Annotated in this window: 15 protein-coding genes; 14 read left to right on the top strand and 1 reads right to left on the bottom strand. The window is 54.4% G+C overall.

The annotated features are described in order from the left end of the window. Window positions 1-216 precede the first annotated feature (216 nt). From BUA28_RS10505 to BUA28_RS10435, 14 genes are all read left to right on the top strand, one after another. On the top strand, window positions 217-918 hold the full coding sequence (locus BUA28_RS10505; RefSeq protein WP_072768080.1) for a TIGR04282 family arsenosugar biosynthesis glycosyltransferase: 702 nt from the start codon (window positions 217-219) through the stop codon (window positions 916-918). Further along, window positions 905-1,603 (top strand): TIGR04283 family arsenosugar biosynthesis glycosyltransferase, encoded by a 699-nt coding sequence (locus BUA28_RS10500; protein ID WP_072768079.1) that lies wholly within the window; start codon window positions 905-907, stop codon window positions 1,601-1,603. The genes BUA28_RS10505 and BUA28_RS10500 overlap by 14 nt, the downstream gene beginning before the upstream one ends. Window positions 1,604-1,625: 22 nt before the next feature. Next, window positions 1,626-2,681: a methyltransferase domain-containing protein gene (locus tag BUA28_RS10495; RefSeq protein ID WP_072768078.1), complete on the top strand. Its 1,056-nt coding sequence runs from the start codon at window positions 1,626-1,628 to the stop codon at window positions 2,679-2,681. A 3-nt stretch (window positions 2,682-2,684) separates the two neighbouring features. Further along, the gene (locus tag BUA28_RS10490) at window positions 2,685-3,647 is read left to right on the top strand and encodes a radical SAM protein (protein WP_072768077.1); all 963 of its coding nucleotides are present in this window, start codon (window positions 2,685-2,687) and stop codon (window positions 3,645-3,647) included. A gap of 344 nt (window positions 3,648-3,991) precedes the next feature. Continuing rightward, window positions 3,992-6,127, top strand: a complete 2,136-nt coding sequence (locus BUA28_RS10485; RefSeq protein ID WP_072768076.1) for an FAD-dependent oxidoreductase — start codon at window positions 3,992-3,994, stop codon at window positions 6,125-6,127. Window positions 6,128-6,296: 169 nt separating this feature from the next. Further along, window positions 6,297-7,130, top strand: a complete 834-nt coding sequence (locus BUA28_RS10480) for a phosphate ABC transporter substrate-binding protein (RefSeq protein ID WP_072768075.1) — start codon at window positions 6,297-6,299, stop codon at window positions 7,128-7,130. After that, the gene (gene pstC, locus BUA28_RS10475; RefSeq protein ID WP_072768074.1) at window positions 7,084-7,962 is read left to right on the top strand and encodes a phosphate ABC transporter permease subunit PstC; all 879 of its coding nucleotides are present in this window, start codon (window positions 7,084-7,086) and stop codon (window positions 7,960-7,962) included. The genes BUA28_RS10480 and pstC overlap by 47 nt, the downstream gene beginning before the upstream one ends. 19 nt (window positions 7,963-7,981) lie before the next feature. Then, window positions 7,982-8,863, top strand: coding sequence for a phosphate ABC transporter permease PstA (pstA, locus tag BUA28_RS10470; RefSeq protein ID WP_072768163.1), 882 nt, complete (start codon window positions 7,982-7,984; stop codon window positions 8,861-8,863). A gap of 112 nt (window positions 8,864-8,975) precedes the next feature. Then, on the top strand, window positions 8,976-9,734 hold the full coding sequence (locus BUA28_RS10465) for a phosphate ABC transporter ATP-binding protein (RefSeq protein ID WP_218587262.1): 759 nt from the start codon (window positions 8,976-8,978) through the stop codon (window positions 9,732-9,734). A gap of 444 nt (window positions 9,735-10,178) precedes the next feature. Then, complete coding sequence (locus BUA28_RS10455) at window positions 10,179-10,715, top strand: cupredoxin domain-containing protein (RefSeq protein ID WP_072768072.1); 537 nt, start codon at window positions 10,179-10,181, stop codon at window positions 10,713-10,715. Between the two features lie 12 nt (window positions 10,716-10,727). Further along, entirely contained in the window at window positions 10,728-12,218 is a 1,491-nt protein-coding gene (locus BUA28_RS10450) for a cbb3-type cytochrome c oxidase subunit I (protein WP_072768071.1), read from the top strand. Window positions 12,219-12,236: 18 nt separating this feature from the next. Then, window positions 12,237-12,851, top strand: coding sequence for an SCO family protein (locus BUA28_RS10445; protein WP_072768070.1), 615 nt, complete (start codon window positions 12,237-12,239; stop codon window positions 12,849-12,851). Further along, window positions 12,848-13,471 (top strand): hypothetical protein, encoded by a 624-nt coding sequence (locus BUA28_RS10440; protein WP_072768069.1) that lies wholly within the window; start codon window positions 12,848-12,850, stop codon window positions 13,469-13,471. The genes BUA28_RS10445 and BUA28_RS10440 overlap by 4 nt, the downstream gene beginning before the upstream one ends. 37 nt (window positions 13,472-13,508) lie before the next feature. Next, a complete protein-coding gene (locus BUA28_RS10435; protein WP_072768068.1) occupies window positions 13,509-14,354 on the top strand; it encodes a formate/nitrite transporter family protein in 846 nt (281 codons plus the stop codon). 31 nt (window positions 14,355-14,385) lie between these two features. On the opposite strand, the gene BUA28_RS15575 is transcribed toward BUA28_RS10435, so the two are convergent. Then, window positions 14,386-14,673 carry a hypothetical protein gene (locus BUA28_RS15575; RefSeq protein WP_178298014.1) on the bottom strand — a complete coding sequence of 96 codons (288 nt, stop codon included), beginning with the start codon at window positions 14,671-14,673 and terminating at the stop codon, window positions 14,386-14,388. Window positions 14,674-14,887: the final 214 nt, after the last annotated feature.

Raw genomic sequence — 14,887 nt, 5'->3', positions numbered from 1 at the left:
CGCACGATTTTATAAAAATTTCATGCTTCATCATTGAATGCTGGCTATGATGTAACAAACCCGGCCTTCAAGCAGATAGATCAGTTAGCCGCACATGAGTGAGGCTGTGCATAGAGCCCGCTGCATCATCGAGGTGTCGATAAAAGAAGCTTGCGAGCAACTCATGCTGATACCGATCATGCAATTTGTATTAGTTTCCCCGGCAAGCCGCCGACCATGACAGAAGCCGCGCTGGTGCTGGTGTGCAAGCGCCCGGCATCGGGAGTCGGCAAGCAACGGTTGGCTGCAAGCGTAGGTGGAGAGGCAGCAAATCGCATCGCCGAGGCGTTGCTCGCCTGCGCGCTGGAAGACGCGCGTGCTTGGCCCGGTCCGGTGGTAATCGCTCCTGCGGATCCGGTGGATCATGCTTGGGCATCCGCACTATTGCCGCAGGCGCGGGTACGACTAAAAACACGTATAGAGCCGCAAAAAAAGGGCAATCTCGGACAAAGGCTTAATGCACTGGATCATAAGCTGCGCGGCTATGGGCTGGAACAGTTGGTGTATATCGGCAGTGATGCGCCCCTGCTTGCGCCGCCCGATTATGCGGCGGTTTACGAGGCTTTGATGAGTCATGATACCGTGTTGAAGCCGGCAGCGGATGGCGGTGTGGTACTGATGGCGAGCCGGAAGCGATGGCCGGCGTTGAGCAGCTTGCCGTGGAGCACAGCGCGCCTTGGTGCTGCGCTGGCCAATTGTTGCCGATCTGCGAGACAATCGGTCGTTAACTTGGCACAAAGTTTCGATGTGGATGAAGAAGACGATGTCATTCGTCTGATCGAAGCGTTGAATACGGATCAGCGGCCGGCACGGCGAGCGCTGCATGGGCTGGCTTGCGATCTGGCCCACTGGAGGGAGCGGAGTCATGTCCAGTTTTAGTGCGATTATTCCCTGCTATCATGACGAGAGCAAGCTGGTCGATCTGCTCCGCCAGTTGCGAAATTTGCCGGATAACTCATTTCAAGGGGCGCTGGAGGTCATCGTGGCAGATGGGGCCGACAGCCCGTCATGCCGCAACATCTGCCATCAATACGACGCACGCTGGATAGCCGGCGAACCCTGCAGGGGAGGGCAATTACTGTCGGGTGCTGCGCTGGCGCAAGGTGACACCTTATGGTTTCTGCATGCCGACATCCGTTTGCCGCACGATCCGTTGAAGGCGATGGGCCGCGCATTAGCGCAAGGTGCGGTAGGAGGCTATTTTCGCTTTCGTTTCGATGAGCCGCGTGCCTGGCCAGCACTACTGCTGGAGCCGGCTATCGCCTTTCGTTGCCGTTTCGGCATTCCATATGGTGACCAGGGTCTTTTCATGACCCGGCAGGCCTATGCGGAGGTGGGCGGCCACTCCCCTTGGCCCCTGTTCGAGGAAGTATCTCTGGTTCGAGGGTTACGCCGGATAGGACGATTTCTACCTTTACGCGAATCGGTTTTTATCGATCCGCGCCGCTGGCATCGCGACGGGTGGTGGCGGCGTACCTGGGCAAATCGCAATCTGGCGTTCGCTTTCGCGCGTGGCGTCGCGCCCGAAAGGCTGGCGGCGCGCTATCGTTCCAAAACGGTTTAATTCCGATCATGAGGTGAATGCCATGCATGACACTATTCAGCAATACTATGGACAAATTCTGAGCTCTTCGCTCGATCTTCAGACCAACGCGTGCCGGACGGATGCAGGCTTGCCCGAATATGTGAAGCCCATATTGGCGCAGGTACATGATGAGGTGCTGGCTCGTTACTACGGCTGTGGCCTGGTGCTGCCAGAATCGCTCGATGGCTTGACCGTACTCGATCTTGGGTGCGGCGCCGGACGCGACGTTTACGTACTATCGAAGCTCGTGGGAGAGCATGGCCGGGTAATTGGGGTGGATATGACGGAAGAGCAACTTGCGGTTGCGTCCCGGCATGAGGAATATCACCGTAAGGCATTTGGGCATGCAGAGAGCAACGTGCGTTTTCTGCATGGCTATATCGAGCGCTTATCCGAACTCCAACTGGCAGATGCCAGCGTGGATGTCATCGTATCCAACTGCGTGCTCAATCTTGCCCCCGACAAGGCGGCGGTATTGAGCGAAGCGTGGCGGGTACTCAAGCCCGGAGGGGAGCTATATTTTTCAGATGTGTATGCTGATCGGAGAGTGCCCCCGGAACTTACCGCCGACCCGGTGTTATATGGTGAATGCCTGAGCGGAGCGCTGTACTGGAACGATTTTCTCGGCCTGGCCCGCGCACATGGCTTTACCGATCCGCGGTTGGTTGACGATCACGGAATTACTATTGGAAACGCGGAGCTGGCTGCGCGAACCGGAAACATCCGCTTTTACTCTGCTACTTATCGATTATTCAAGTTGGACAACCTGGAATCCGCCTGCGAGGACTATGGTCAGGCCGTGGTTTATCGCGGCACGATACCGCATCATCCTCATGTGTTTGAGCTCGACAAGCACCACCGCATCGAGACCGGCAAGTTCTTCCTTATCTGCGGCAACTCTTGGCGCATGCTGCATGATACCCGGTTGGCCACGCATTTTGACTTCTACGGTAACTTTGATCGGCACTACGGTATTTTCCCCGGTTGCGGCACAGGACTACCTTTCGACGATACAATTCGCGACGCCGCAGGCAATCAATCGGGCGGATGTTGCTAGTCCATGGGCATCGGGTACGAGGAGATCATCCCCATCAGTAGCGAGGGATCCAGCCGTTCCGAAAACTGGCGGCGCACGCCTGACGATCAGCCACGCGGCTTTATTCGGCCGCATGCGCTGGATGAATTGTGGTTCCATACCGGCACTGCGTGTAACCTTGCCTGTCCCTTTTGCCTCGAGGGCTCGAAACCGGGAGACGACCGCTTACAGCTGTTGCGCTTTGAAGAAGTTGTTCCGTTTGTGGATGAGGCGCTCGATCTCGGCGTCAAACAGTTTTCCTTCACCGGGGGCGAACCATTAATCAATAAGGATATCTTTCGTATTCTCGATTACGCGTTGCAGTACAAACCGTGCCTGGTGCTGACCAACGCAACCGAACCGTTGATCAAGCGCCTGAAGCAACTCGAACCGCTGCGCGACCGGCCGTCCTCGCTCAGTTTTCGCGTGAGCCTGGATTATCCCGACGCCGTCCGGCATGATGCCGGGCGTGGTGAAGGCATGTTCGCCCGTGCGCTGGAAGGATTGCGAGCACTCCATGAACTGGGATTCAATATTTCGGTGGCGAATCAGCTTTTGCCTGACCTCACCCCGGAAACTGTTTCGGCACGCTTCAGAGAAGTTTTTCGCACTGCGGGCTTACCTGAGGATCTGCTGCGTATCGAATTTCCCGAATTTCACTCGCCGGGTGCACAGGTGAAATCGCCGCATATCACCGAACACTGCATGACAGACTTTCATACCGAAGAGGCTCGCCGCTCATTCATGTGTGCGTTCAGCAAGATGATCGCGAAAAGCGACGGGCGGTTACGGGTTTATGCCTGCACTCTCGTGGATGATGATCCGGACTATATTCTGGGGGAAACACTGACGGAAGCCATGCAAATGGCCGTGAGCATGAAGCATCACCGCTGTTACAGTTGCTTCAGACATGGTGCTTCATGCAGCGAAATGAAACGAGGTAATTGAATAATCCTAAATCCGGTAGTTGGACGTAGCGGCCTCACCCACAAGGTGAGCGTCATAAATATGAAATATTGTTATTAATCATAATGCTGATCTACTAAATGAGCAGTCAACTACCGGATTTAGGATAATCGTTTTCAGGAATAATCTTCGCGATTCAGGAAGCCAATGAAGAGGCGAGAAATGAAATGGCTTTTGTACCAAGCTCAACCTGTCAGTTAGTCTGCTTATCAAGGTAGTGGCAGTCTGACGATAGTTTATAAACAGGTTTTATTGACGGTGCGAGACGCACGCGCGCAGATAACTCCCCTGACAGTACTTGCAAATCAGATTTAGAGGCGCCCAGGATGAAACATTGGTGGCTGCTCGTGTTGCTGGTATTGTTGATTATTTTGTTCCTGGCGTTTGATCTCGGGCGCTTCTTCAGCCTGGAAACGCTCAAGAGCGGGCGTGATGAGCTGCAACAGGCTTATCATGCACGGCCACTGCAAATGATGGGTCTGTATGCCGGCATTTATATTGTCATAGCTGCACTCTCCCTCCCCGGTGCCGGTGTGATGACGTTGGCGGGCGGCGCCATTTTTGGTGTCTGGGTCGGCATTCCGCTGGCTGTCATTTCCGCCAGTATTGGTGCTACGGTCGCATTATGGATGGCGCGCTACGTCTTTCGGGAGTTCGTGCAGCAACGTTTCAGCGATCGCATGACGGCAATCGACGCTGGCATCAAGCGCGACGGTGCATTTTATCTTTTCACTTTGCGCCTGGTACCGGTATTTCCTTTTTTCATAATCAATTTGCTGATGGGGCTGACGGCAATACCAGCCGGTACCTTCTTCTGGATCAGCCTGTTGGGCATGCTGCCCGGGACGGCAATTTATGTTAACGCCGGCACGCAGTTAGCTTCGATTACCAGCCTTTCCGATATTTTCTCGCCGGCGCTGATAGCGTCTTTCGCGTTGCTCGCCATATTCCCTTGGTTGGCACGGTGGGCAGTGGAGCGTGTGAGGATGAGAGGGGCTGGAAATATACACGCGCGTTGGACTAAACCAATCCGGTTCGATCGTAATCTGGTGGTCATCGGCGCAGGCTCGGCGGGCTTGGTGACGTCCTACCTTGCAGCGGCCACCCGCGCCAGGGTTACGCTGATTGAAACGAACAAGATGGGGGGGGATTGCCTTAATTTTGGCTGCGTGCCCTCCAAGACGCTGATCCGTTCGGCTACTTTCCTGAGGGAGGCGCGACATGCAAAAGACCTGGGTTTCAGTGGCGCAACCGTCGAATACAGTTTTGGCGAGGTAATGGCGCGTGTACATCGCATCATAAAAACGATCGAGCCGCATGATTCGGTAGAACGCTATACAAAGCTGGGGGTGGAGGTAATCCATGGCAAAGCGCGCATCACCTCGCCTTGGACGGTGGAGGTCAACGGGCAAATCATAAGTACGCGCGCGATTGTCATCGCTACAGGTTCGCGCCCCGCTATTCCGCCGATCCCGGGGCTGGAGCAGGTGCGCTACTACACCTCCGACACCATCTGGTCGCTTACCGAGCGACCCGGCCGGCTCGTCGTTCTAGGCGGCGGGCCTGTCGGCTGCGAGTTGGCGCAAGCATTTGCGCGTCTGGATTGTCAAGTCACGCAAGTGGCGAGATCAGGGCTGCTGGAAAGGGAGGATACGGACGCCGTTGCACTAATCGAGTCTGCGCTTCGCGCCGATGGAGTGCGTCTCCTAACCCAAACCGATGCTATTCGTTGCGAAAGCGGAGCCGGTGAACAGCGGCTGGTTGTGCGCCATGACGAAAAGGAGGAAGCCATTCCATTTGACGCGATGCTGTGCGCGGTGGGAAGAACGGCTAATACCGAAGGATTCGGTCTCGAGGAACTCGGAATTTCGAATTCGCCAAAGGGGACGATTGAAACGGATGCGTGGTTGCAGACGCTCTATCCCAACATCTATGCGTGCGGAGATGTGGCCGGGCCATATCAGTTTACGCACGTCGCCGCCCACCAGGCGTGGTATGCGTCGGTCAATTCATTGTTTGGCGGCCTCAAACGTTTCAAAGTGGATTACTCGGTGATTCCATGGGCTACGTTCACCCATCCAGAGGTTGCCCGCGTCGGCTTATCGGAGGCGGAAGCAAACAGGCGCGGCATTAAATTCGAGGTGACCCGCTATTACCTGGAAGGCCTGGATCGCGCTATTACGGATGAAGCAGCACATGGGTTTATCAAGGTGCTCAGTCCACCGGACAGCGATCGTATCTTGGGTGCGACTATTGTGAGTGACCATGCCAGCGACCTGCTGGCGGAATTTGTGCTGGCGATGAAACACAACCTCGGCCTCAAAAAGATACTTGGTACCATTCACACTTATCCGACCTGGTCGGAGGCCAACAAATATGCGGCAGGCGAGTGGAGGCGTGCACACATACCGTACCGCCTTCTGGACTGGGTGGAAAAGTACCATGCATGGCGGCGAGGCTAACCCGGATGTTTCATAAATTGACGCGCGCCCTTGCTGGTCTTTTGTTTCGTATGAAAATTTCGTTCAGTCGGGCGTATGAATAACTACGCCACTCTTTCACAAAATCTCCCTACAAAACAAAATTCTGCGCAATCATCACGCGAATTTATGAAACATCCGGGCTAAGAGAATGAGGATATTTTCGACAAAGAAATATGCCTTATTTATTGCGGCACTATTGCTGGTAAATGGCTGGGCTCAACCTGGCAACGCTGCTCCGGAGAAACTGGTTTTAACCGGCGCCAGCACCATCGCCCCGCTGGCAGCGGAAATCGCCCGGCGCTTCGAGGCGCAACATCCCGGTACGCGGATAGACGTGCAGACCGGCGGTTCTTCCCGCGGTATTAACGACACGCGCAACGGAACTGCAGGGATCGGCATGGTATCCCGCGCCTTGAAACCGGCCGAGCAGGATTTACAAGCACATACCATTGCCCTGGATGGTGTTGGGCTTATTCTGAATGCGAGCAACCCGATCTCCGGGCTAAGCCGACAGCAGGTTATCGATATCTATACCGGCAAAATCATCAACTGGAAGACGCTAGGCGGGCGAGATGCACCCATAACCGCCATTAACAAGGCCGAAGGCCGATCCACACTTGAGCTGTTTCTGGGCTATTTAAAGCTGAAGAACAGCGATATCAGGCCACACGTGATCATCGGCGACAACGCGCAGGGAATCAAGACGGTAGCCGGCAACCCGAACGCCATCGGTTATGTATCGATCGGTGCGGCAGAATACGAAGCACGGCATGGCACCCCGATTAAATTACTGCCCCTCGATGGCGTCGCGGCTACCGTAGTGAATGTACGTAACGGTACTTTTCCTCTATCGCGGCCGCTTAACCTCGTAACGCGGGCTGCACCGCAAGGGCTGGCGCGGGATTTCATAGCGTTTGCCCGTTCGGAACAGGTACATGATCTGGTCGAGGCACAATATTTTGTCCCCGTCGGTTTCCGTTGATACGCTGACGCTCTGGCTGCTGCGCGGCGCAGCAGGCGCCGCGATGGGCGTGGTGCTGCTGATCCTTTTATTCCTCGCGATTGAGTCCTGGCCGGCGCTGCGGCATATATCGATCGAGCGTTTTCTCACCGATCCTTCCTGGAATCCAGGAGAAAACTTGTACAACCTGGCGCCCATGCTGTCCGGTACCCTTTACGCCGCAGCCGGTGCACTATTACTGGCAACCCCGCTGGGCATCGCCTCGGCGCTGTTTATCGCCTATTACGCATCGCCGCATGCGGCAAGCATCTACCGGCGCCTGGTTGAGTTGCTGGCGGGTATTCCTTCCGTGGTCTACGGTTTCTGGGGGCTGACTACCCTGGTGCCGCTGATCAACCAGTTGCATCCACCCGGCGCCAGCCTGCTGGCCGGGATTCTGGTGCTGACGCTGATGATTCTGCCTACGATCGCGCTCACTGCGTACGCCGCGCTATTGGCCGTGCCTGGCGAATATATGCTGGGCGCAACAGCACTGGGCCTTTCCCGCTGGGGGACGATCCGGGGTGTTGCACTACCGGCAGCAAAAACGGGTATCGCCGCAGGCGTCATTCTCGCAGCTGGCCGCGCTATCGGCGAAACCATGGCCTTATTGATGGTCACGGGCAACGTCGTGCAAAACGCCTCCAGCCTGTTCGAGCCGATACGTACTCTGGCTGCCAATATCGCGCTGGAGATGCCCTATGCCATGAACGACCATCGGGCTGCACTGTTCGTATCGGGCCTGGCACTCATGCTCCTCGTAATGTTGCTCTGGAGCATTGCAGCCCGGCTGGCGAGAAATGGCAATGGCTGAAATGGTTTCGATGAAATCAATGCGTACTCCTCGCGATTGCTTCGCAAAATTAGCAATCTACTGCGCCGCGTTACTGGTCTGTGCGGCGTTTGCGTGGATACTGAGCGATATTGCGCGCGGTGGCATGGCGCATCTTTCCCTGGATTTTGTCATAGGTTCGCCGCGGGACGCTGGCCGTGCCGGGGGCATCGGTTCTATCCTCGTTTCCACTGCGCTTGTGCTTGCGATTGCTCTGATGGCAGCCCTGCCGCTGGGATGGACAACTGCTGCGTTACTTGCCGAATACGTTTCTGCCGGCAGTCGCTTTGGCGGTGCGGTACGCTATAGCCTGCAGGTGCTCGCCGCAGTTCCCTCTATCGTTTTCGGCCTGTTCGGCAATGCCTTTTTCAGCATTTATCTGGGCTTGGGATTTTCCATCCTTTCGGGTGGCCTGACCCTGGCTTGCATGCTGTTGCCCATTCTCGTCAGTACCGCCGAGTCGGGCTTACGCGCAATACCTGATGCACATCGCCTGTCTGCCGCTGCCTTGGGCATGTCGCGCACTTCGACGTTGTTTCGTTTGTTATTGCCAATCGCCGCGCCATCACTGGCTGCGGGACTGCTGCTGGGGATCGGCCGCGCCATTGCCGAAACCGCGGCGCTATTGTTTACCAGCGGCTATGTCGATCGCACGCCGGGTTCGCTGCTCGATTCAGGACGGACTCTGGCAGTACATATTTTCGATCTATCCATGAATGTCCCCGGCGGCGATGCCGCAGCTTATGCGTCCGCGCTGGTGCTGATAGCAGCGCTACTACTCATCAATATGGTGGCCATGCGCCTGGCTACTGACTGGCAGCGTCGGAAGATAATGGCAGAGAACTCAAACGGATACTCAAATATCGATGCACCGCGAGCCTGAACCCACACCCACAGAACCCGCCAAAGCCGCTGATGACCCCCCGCTCAAGGCCGACAATGGCTATACGCTGGGGCCGGTACAGGCGGGCCCAGCGTGTTGCGACCCTCAGCCCTTGATCCAGGTCGAAAATTTTTCCCTTCGTTACGGCCTCAAGACCGCCTTGGCCAACGTTACACTGGATATTTACCGCGGCTGTATTACTGCACTGATCGGGCCTTCGGGATGCGGAAAAACAAGTTTTCTATCCTCCATCAATCGGCTTACCGACCTGATTCCCGGCTGTGGAATTACCGGCCGCATTTGCATCGATGGTGGTGACATCCATGACCCCGCCCGCGACGTACAGGCATTACGGCGGCAGATAGGCATGGTATTCCAGAAGCCGACGCCATTTCCGCTCTCGATCTACCGTAATATCGAACTGCCTCTGCACGAGCATGGTGTTAAGCGGCGTGCAGACACGGTAGCCATTATCGAACAGGTATTGCGGGATGTCGGGCTGTGGGAGGAGGTGCATGACCGGCTGCATTCGTCTGCGCTCAGTCTTTCAGGCGGGCAGCAGCAACGTCTTTGCATTGCCCGCGCGCTGGCCCTGAATCCACGGATACTGCTGATGGATGAACCCTGCAGCGCGCTTGATCCAATTGCCTCGGGTATAGTCGAAGACCTGATCAGCCGCTTGCGAGGCCGCTACACGATTGTCATCGTTACCCACAATCTGGCGCAGGCGCGACGGATCGCGAACTACGCGGCGTTTTTTTGGGTAAGAGGCCATGCCGGAAGCCTGGTTGAATTTGGCCATTGCCGGCAGATTTTCGAATCTCCCGCACACGAGCTAACCGCCGCTTACGTGAATGGCGCGAGAGGATAACAGGCCGGTATTGACAAGGCGATTTTCGTGTTAAATCCGCACAGTCGGCGCTTGACACCAAGTTCCTCATAAAGCATAATCCAGCCCTCACGCAGTAATCAAAATGCATACCAGCGTGGAAAGTGTGGGTATTACTAGTGGGATTGAAAAAGATTGTTTCCGGCATGATGGATAAAAAGCGGTTCGAAATAACCGCTCAAAATGACCGTTGAATATAAGCAGTTCTCGGATGCGCTGTGATCCTCCATGAACAATATTTTCTCCCGGTTGTCCGCATTTCTGGTAGATTTCCAGTCTCGCAGATCTGGAAAATTCACCGGAATATAAGCAACCATTTCAAATCGGCATTTAAAACTTTTCAAACCCCGCTAGAGTTATCGCCCGGCACCGCTGTAATTTAACCGGGCATTACCGATGAAATACATAGAAAGAAGGAGAGTATAAATGCAAGAAACCGCGTGGCAGGTTTCCCTTGTATTGATGTCGCTGATTACATTCGGAGTTATTTACGTTGCCATCAATTCCGGCAAACGGGAAGAAGACTACGGGCCGTTGGTAAAGAGTGCATATGGTTTTCGCACGAAGTTATTCTGGACGGTGGCATTAATATTTTTCCCGGCAATGATTTATAACCTGGTTGGTCTGCCTTTGCCATATGGCGAAAGTCGCGCCGATTCCAAAATTGGTCCGGCGCAGGTCATCAATGTAATCGGGCATATGTGGTACTGGGAAATGGATCGCGACCAGGTCGAGGTGGGGCAACCCGTCGAAATCCGTATTACCAGCGCGGATGTTAATCATGGCTTTGGCATCTATGACACTGATTTACATCTGGTGGCGCAGGCACAGGCCATGCCCCACTACACCAATGTAATCTATCACACCTTCAAAAAGGAAGGCACATACAGAGTGCTGTGCATGGAATATTGCGGTGTTGCACATCACAATATGATGACTGAAATCAAAGTTGGCAAATCTTAGAGAGGAATAAGCATGGCAAGCTATACCTATACCCCAGTTCCTGATACAGGGGCAAAGGCCGGCGTACTGGCCTATTTAGTCGTCTCAGCTGTTGTATTGCTGCTGATGATGGTTTTTGGTCTGCTCATGAGGCTGGAGCAATCGCAATTCACCTCCATCGGGGGACTCTGGTTTTATAAGATCATGACGTTGCATGGCGCCGGTATGGTAGGTATCGTTGCGCTGGCTGGCGCAGCTGTCATGTGGCATTTCCTGCGGCTGTACGTGGACCTCTCCAACGGCATATTCATGGCTAATCTGGCGCTATTCCTGATCGGCGTGGTGATGATCCTGGCCAGTGTCCTGCTGGGTGATTTCCATGCTGGCTGGACTTTTCTGTTTCCCTTGCCCGGTACCTCGATGGGCTTGTGGAGCACTGGTGCCGCTGCCCTGTTCATGGGTGGTCTGCTGATAATCGGCGTGGGTTTCGTGCTGCTGCATCTGGATATCGCGCGCGCGATCATCACCCGTTACGGCGGCCTCGGCCGTGGGCTTGGCTGGCCGCAACTTTTTGGTCATGATGATGGTAACGCCCCGCCACCGACCGTGGTCGCCAGCACAATGGTGACGATCGTTAACCTTATCGGTTTGGTTGTCGGCGCCAGTATCCTGGTGATGATGCTGGTGAATCTCTATGTGCCAAGTTTTGAAATTGATCCGCTGCTTGCCAAGGGTATGATCTATTTCTTTGGCCATGTGTTCATCAACGCGGTTATCTACATGGCAGTGATTGCCGTCTATGAAATTCTGCCGCGATACACGCAGCGTCCCTGGAAATCGAACAAGGTGTTTCTTGCTTCCTGGACAGCTTCCACCATCATGGTCATGTTCATCTTTCCGCATCATTTGCTGATGGACTATGCCTATCCAAAGTGGTTTCTGATCGTTGGCCATATAATTGGCTATCTCAACACCTTTCCCATTTTAATAGTGACCGGCTACGGTGCCATGATGATCGTGTACCGTTCGGGCATTCGTTGGGACATGTGTTCACGACTGCTGTTTGTATCATTGTTTGGTTGGGCGGTGGGTGCCATGCCGGCATTTATCGATGGCACAATCACCGTCAATTATGTAATGCATAACACGCTATGGGTACCAGGGCATTTTCATACCTATCTGCTGCTTGGCATGGTCGCAATGGTATTCGGGTTCATGTACTATCTTGGCAAGCCGAATGAAAATGCCAAAGACAGCCCTATCGATGTCGCGGCCTTCTGGGCATTCGTTATCGGCACTCTGGGTTTTACGATGTCGTTTCTCTACTCGGGAAAAATAAGTGTACCGCGTCGGTATGCCGAGCATCTCCCGGAATGGGTGCCCTACGATCGCCTTGCTTCGTATTTCATCGTGTTGATACTTGCTGCCGTGCTGGTGTTCATATTCCGTTTCCTCTCAAGGCTCGGTTTCGCCAGCCGCGATTACCAGCGCGCATCTCTGGCGCGAAGTCTCGCTACTACATGATGCAGGCCGTATAACCCCATGAACCCGGTGAAACGCAGCGTAGTGACAACAACGCTGGTGATTTCACTGGGTTCATGGTTTTTTTGGTGGGCTACGGATGGATTTACTGCGTTCACCGCTGAAACGGCGCGGAGAGTGGAAATTCTGCGCTCCCCCCGTCCGCTGCCGATGGTTACGCTTGAGGACCAGGATGGGAACAAAATCAGCCTGCAGGATTATGAAGGGCGACTACTTGCAGTAGACTTCATCTACACAAGTTGCACCACGCTGTGCCAAAGCATGGGCATGATCTTCAAGCAGATCCGCGATCTCATACCAAGGGAATCCCTGGGGCGCGATTTTGCGCTTATCAGTATCAGTTTCGACCCGGATCATGATGATACGGCCAGCTTGAAGAAATACGGCCAGGCCTACGGCGCTGACGGGAAAATCTGGCGCGTTGCGAGAGTACCTGACAAGGCGGAGCTCAAATCCCTGCTCGACGCGTTCGGCATCGTTGTGATTCCTGATGAATTCGGGGGATATGAGCATAACACCGCCCTTCATCTCGTCGGCCGCGACGGACGCTTGAGGCTGATTACCGATATTGATAAAGCAGCACCGTTTGCTGAACAAGTGGTGGCGTTGCTATGAGCAGTCCCACTTTACCTCGTGATGTCAAATACGGTATTGGCCTGGGGATATTGTATTTACTCCTCGGAACACCGATGGCCCGCGACTGGCTGGAAGCAACCATGAGCCGTCACATGCTGGTGCAAATGCCGTTACTTGTGATATTGGGAATTATCGGCTGCCGACTGCTGCCTGTGCGCTGGCAGAACGATGTTCTGGCGCGAGTAGGCGGTTCGGTACCCTGCGTAATGGTTGCGTTATTTGCCTCAAGCTACTGGATGCTGCCTCGGGCACTCGATGCGGCGCTGACGGAACCTCTGGCCGAGGTTGGAAAATTTCTCAGCCTGCCGCTGCTCGTCGGATTTCCTCTAGTCCTCGCCTGGAGGCGTCTGACCCTGATTGGCCGGGGCTTTGTCTGGACAAATTTTATTAGTATGCTGGCAGTTCTTGGCTGGTTATATATCGTTGCGCCCGTTCGTGTTTGCAACAGCTACCTGGTGAATGACCAGGAGCATGCCGGCTGGTATATGGTCATAGGTTCGATTCTGCTTTTTGTATGGTGGCTCGCCACTTTATTTATTGGTAGCGGGGTTGGCCCGAATAAGCCGGGTGGTAACGGTTCGGGTACGACGCTCGCGTAAGATTGAGAGATACAGAGTTAGAGGAATAGAAAAAAGCATGGACTATCATCCACCGTATAAACTCATGGAAGAGGTTGAAGCTGCCAGCAAAAAGAAAGCGGGTCTGCCTGCTGGCGGAATGCTGGTTAAAGGTTTCCTGTCTGGCGCGCTTCTCGCGTATGGAACCGCGCTTGCTTTCAAGTGTTCTGTCGGCTTTTCCGAAGGCGCCGCTGCCCTCGTCTCTGGAGCCGTTTTTCCGGTAGGCTTCGCGATGATCATATTGCTCGGTATGGAACTTGCAACCGGCAACTTCGCCGTGCTGCCGGTTGGCGTCGTACGCGGCAAAGTAACGGTCAACCAGATGTTTCGCAATTGGGGCTGGGTATATCTGGGGAATTTTTTCGGCTGCGTGTTTGTCGGTTTTTTGATTGCAATTGCCCTGACCGAGGCTTTCATCGAACCTCACGGGGCGCTGGGCGATAAAATCATCGCGGTGGCGATCTCCAAAACGCTCGTCTATGAACATGCGGGGGCGAATGGCTGGTTGACCGCATTTACCAAAGGCATACTTTGCAATTGGATGGTCGCGCTTGGAACCATTCTAGGTATGGTTTCAACATCGGCATTCGGCAAAATAGCTTCCATCTGGTTGCCGGTATCCACATTTTTCGCCCTGGCGTTTGAACACTCGATAGTAAACATGTTCGTTATGCCGACAGCCATGCTTCTTGGCGCTGACATTACCGTCGGGCAGTGGCTGTTCTGGAACCAGATCCCCGTCACGTTGGGTAACATTGTCGGAGGCGCCGTTTTTACGGGCTTGTTGCTGCATTATTGCTACAAGCCGTCTCCTCCGGTTACGGAGGAGAAGCCCGTACATAATGTAACCCGGACTGCACCGTAAAAAAACCGAAATACGATTCAAGCCGATGCGGTCATTCAATGGTTGTGGTCAAACGTTTAGCTGCGGATAAAACCTGCGGCTTTGCGACATAGCAATATCTGAGCAGGCGGGGATCACCATATACCCGCTTGCTCAGTATTAATGCCTCCACCTTCCCGCCCGGTTTACCCGTCACGCTCATCAATTCGGGTTTTGCATCGCTTGGTCCGATAGAGGCAATTGAGCCGCCACACCTGCCCGGCAGTTCCCCTGATATGGCGCCACCCCTGCCGGATAGACCCGTTCCAATTTTTACTGCACAGCTCAATTTTCTTGACACGAAGTAGTTGTACGTTTAGGCTACGCGGTGTTTTAGGGAGGCCTTGGGGATAGTCCTGGGGGTTTTACAGAAAAGACAGATATCGGACTAGGGAGAGGCCCTGATTGCTTGGCGATCGAGGTTTCAAGTCTGGATATTGAACACAACAAATCAACACGGAGTAAAGGAGAGAACAAATGGTTGTCAAACCTTGGCTGAAGCTGGTCACGCTCGC

The organism is Nitrosospira sp. Nsp11 (genome assembly GCF_900142705.1).
In the GTDB taxonomy this organism is placed as follows: Bacteria; Pseudomonadota; Gammaproteobacteria; order Burkholderiales; family Nitrosomonadaceae; genus Nitrosospira.
The sequence above is the reverse complement of the archived record's forward strand: the minus strand, read 5'-3'. Positions and strand labels throughout refer to the sequence as shown.

Bases quoted from the DNA above. Each gene is read 5' to 3' on its own strand.
- BUA28_RS10450 (WP_072768071.1), top strand. From the start codon at position 10,728: ATGGCAAGCTATACCTATACCCCAGTTCCTGATACAGGGGCAAAGGCC.
- BUA28_RS10490 (WP_072768077.1), top strand. From the start codon at position 2,685: ATGGGCATCGGGTACGAGGAGATCATCCCCATCAGTAGCGAGGGATCC.
- BUA28_RS10505 (WP_072768080.1), top strand. From the start codon at position 217: ATGACAGAAGCCGCGCTGGTGCTGGTGTGCAAGCGCCCGGCATCGGGA.
- pstA (WP_072768163.1), top strand. From the start codon at position 7,982: ATGCGTACTCCTCGCGATTGCTTCGCAAAATTAGCAATCTACTGCGCC.
- BUA28_RS10485 (WP_072768076.1), top strand. From the start codon at position 3,992: ATGAAACATTGGTGGCTGCTCGTGTTGCTGGTATTGTTGATTATTTTG.
- BUA28_RS10445 (WP_072768070.1), top strand. From the start codon at position 12,237: ATGAACCCGGTGAAACGCAGCGTAGTGACAACAACGCTGGTGATTTCA.
- BUA28_RS10440 (WP_072768069.1), top strand. From the start codon at position 12,848: ATGAGCAGTCCCACTTTACCTCGTGATGTCAAATACGGTATTGGCCTG.
- BUA28_RS10500 (WP_072768079.1), top strand. From the start codon at position 905: ATGTCCAGTTTTAGTGCGATTATTCCCTGCTATCATGACGAGAGCAAG.
- BUA28_RS10435 (WP_072768068.1), top strand. From the start codon at position 13,509: ATGGACTATCATCCACCGTATAAACTCATGGAAGAGGTTGAAGCTGCC.
- BUA28_RS10480 (WP_072768075.1), top strand. From the start codon at position 6,297: ATGAGGATATTTTCGACAAAGAAATATGCCTTATTTATTGCGGCACTA.
- pstC (WP_072768074.1), top strand. From the start codon at position 7,084: ATGATCTGGTCGAGGCACAATATTTTGTCCCCGTCGGTTTCCGTTGAT.
- BUA28_RS10495 (WP_072768078.1), top strand. From the start codon at position 1,626: ATGCATGACACTATTCAGCAATACTATGGACAAATTCTGAGCTCTTCG.
- BUA28_RS10455 (WP_072768072.1), top strand. From the start codon at position 10,179: ATGCAAGAAACCGCGTGGCAGGTTTCCCTTGTATTGATGTCGCTGATT.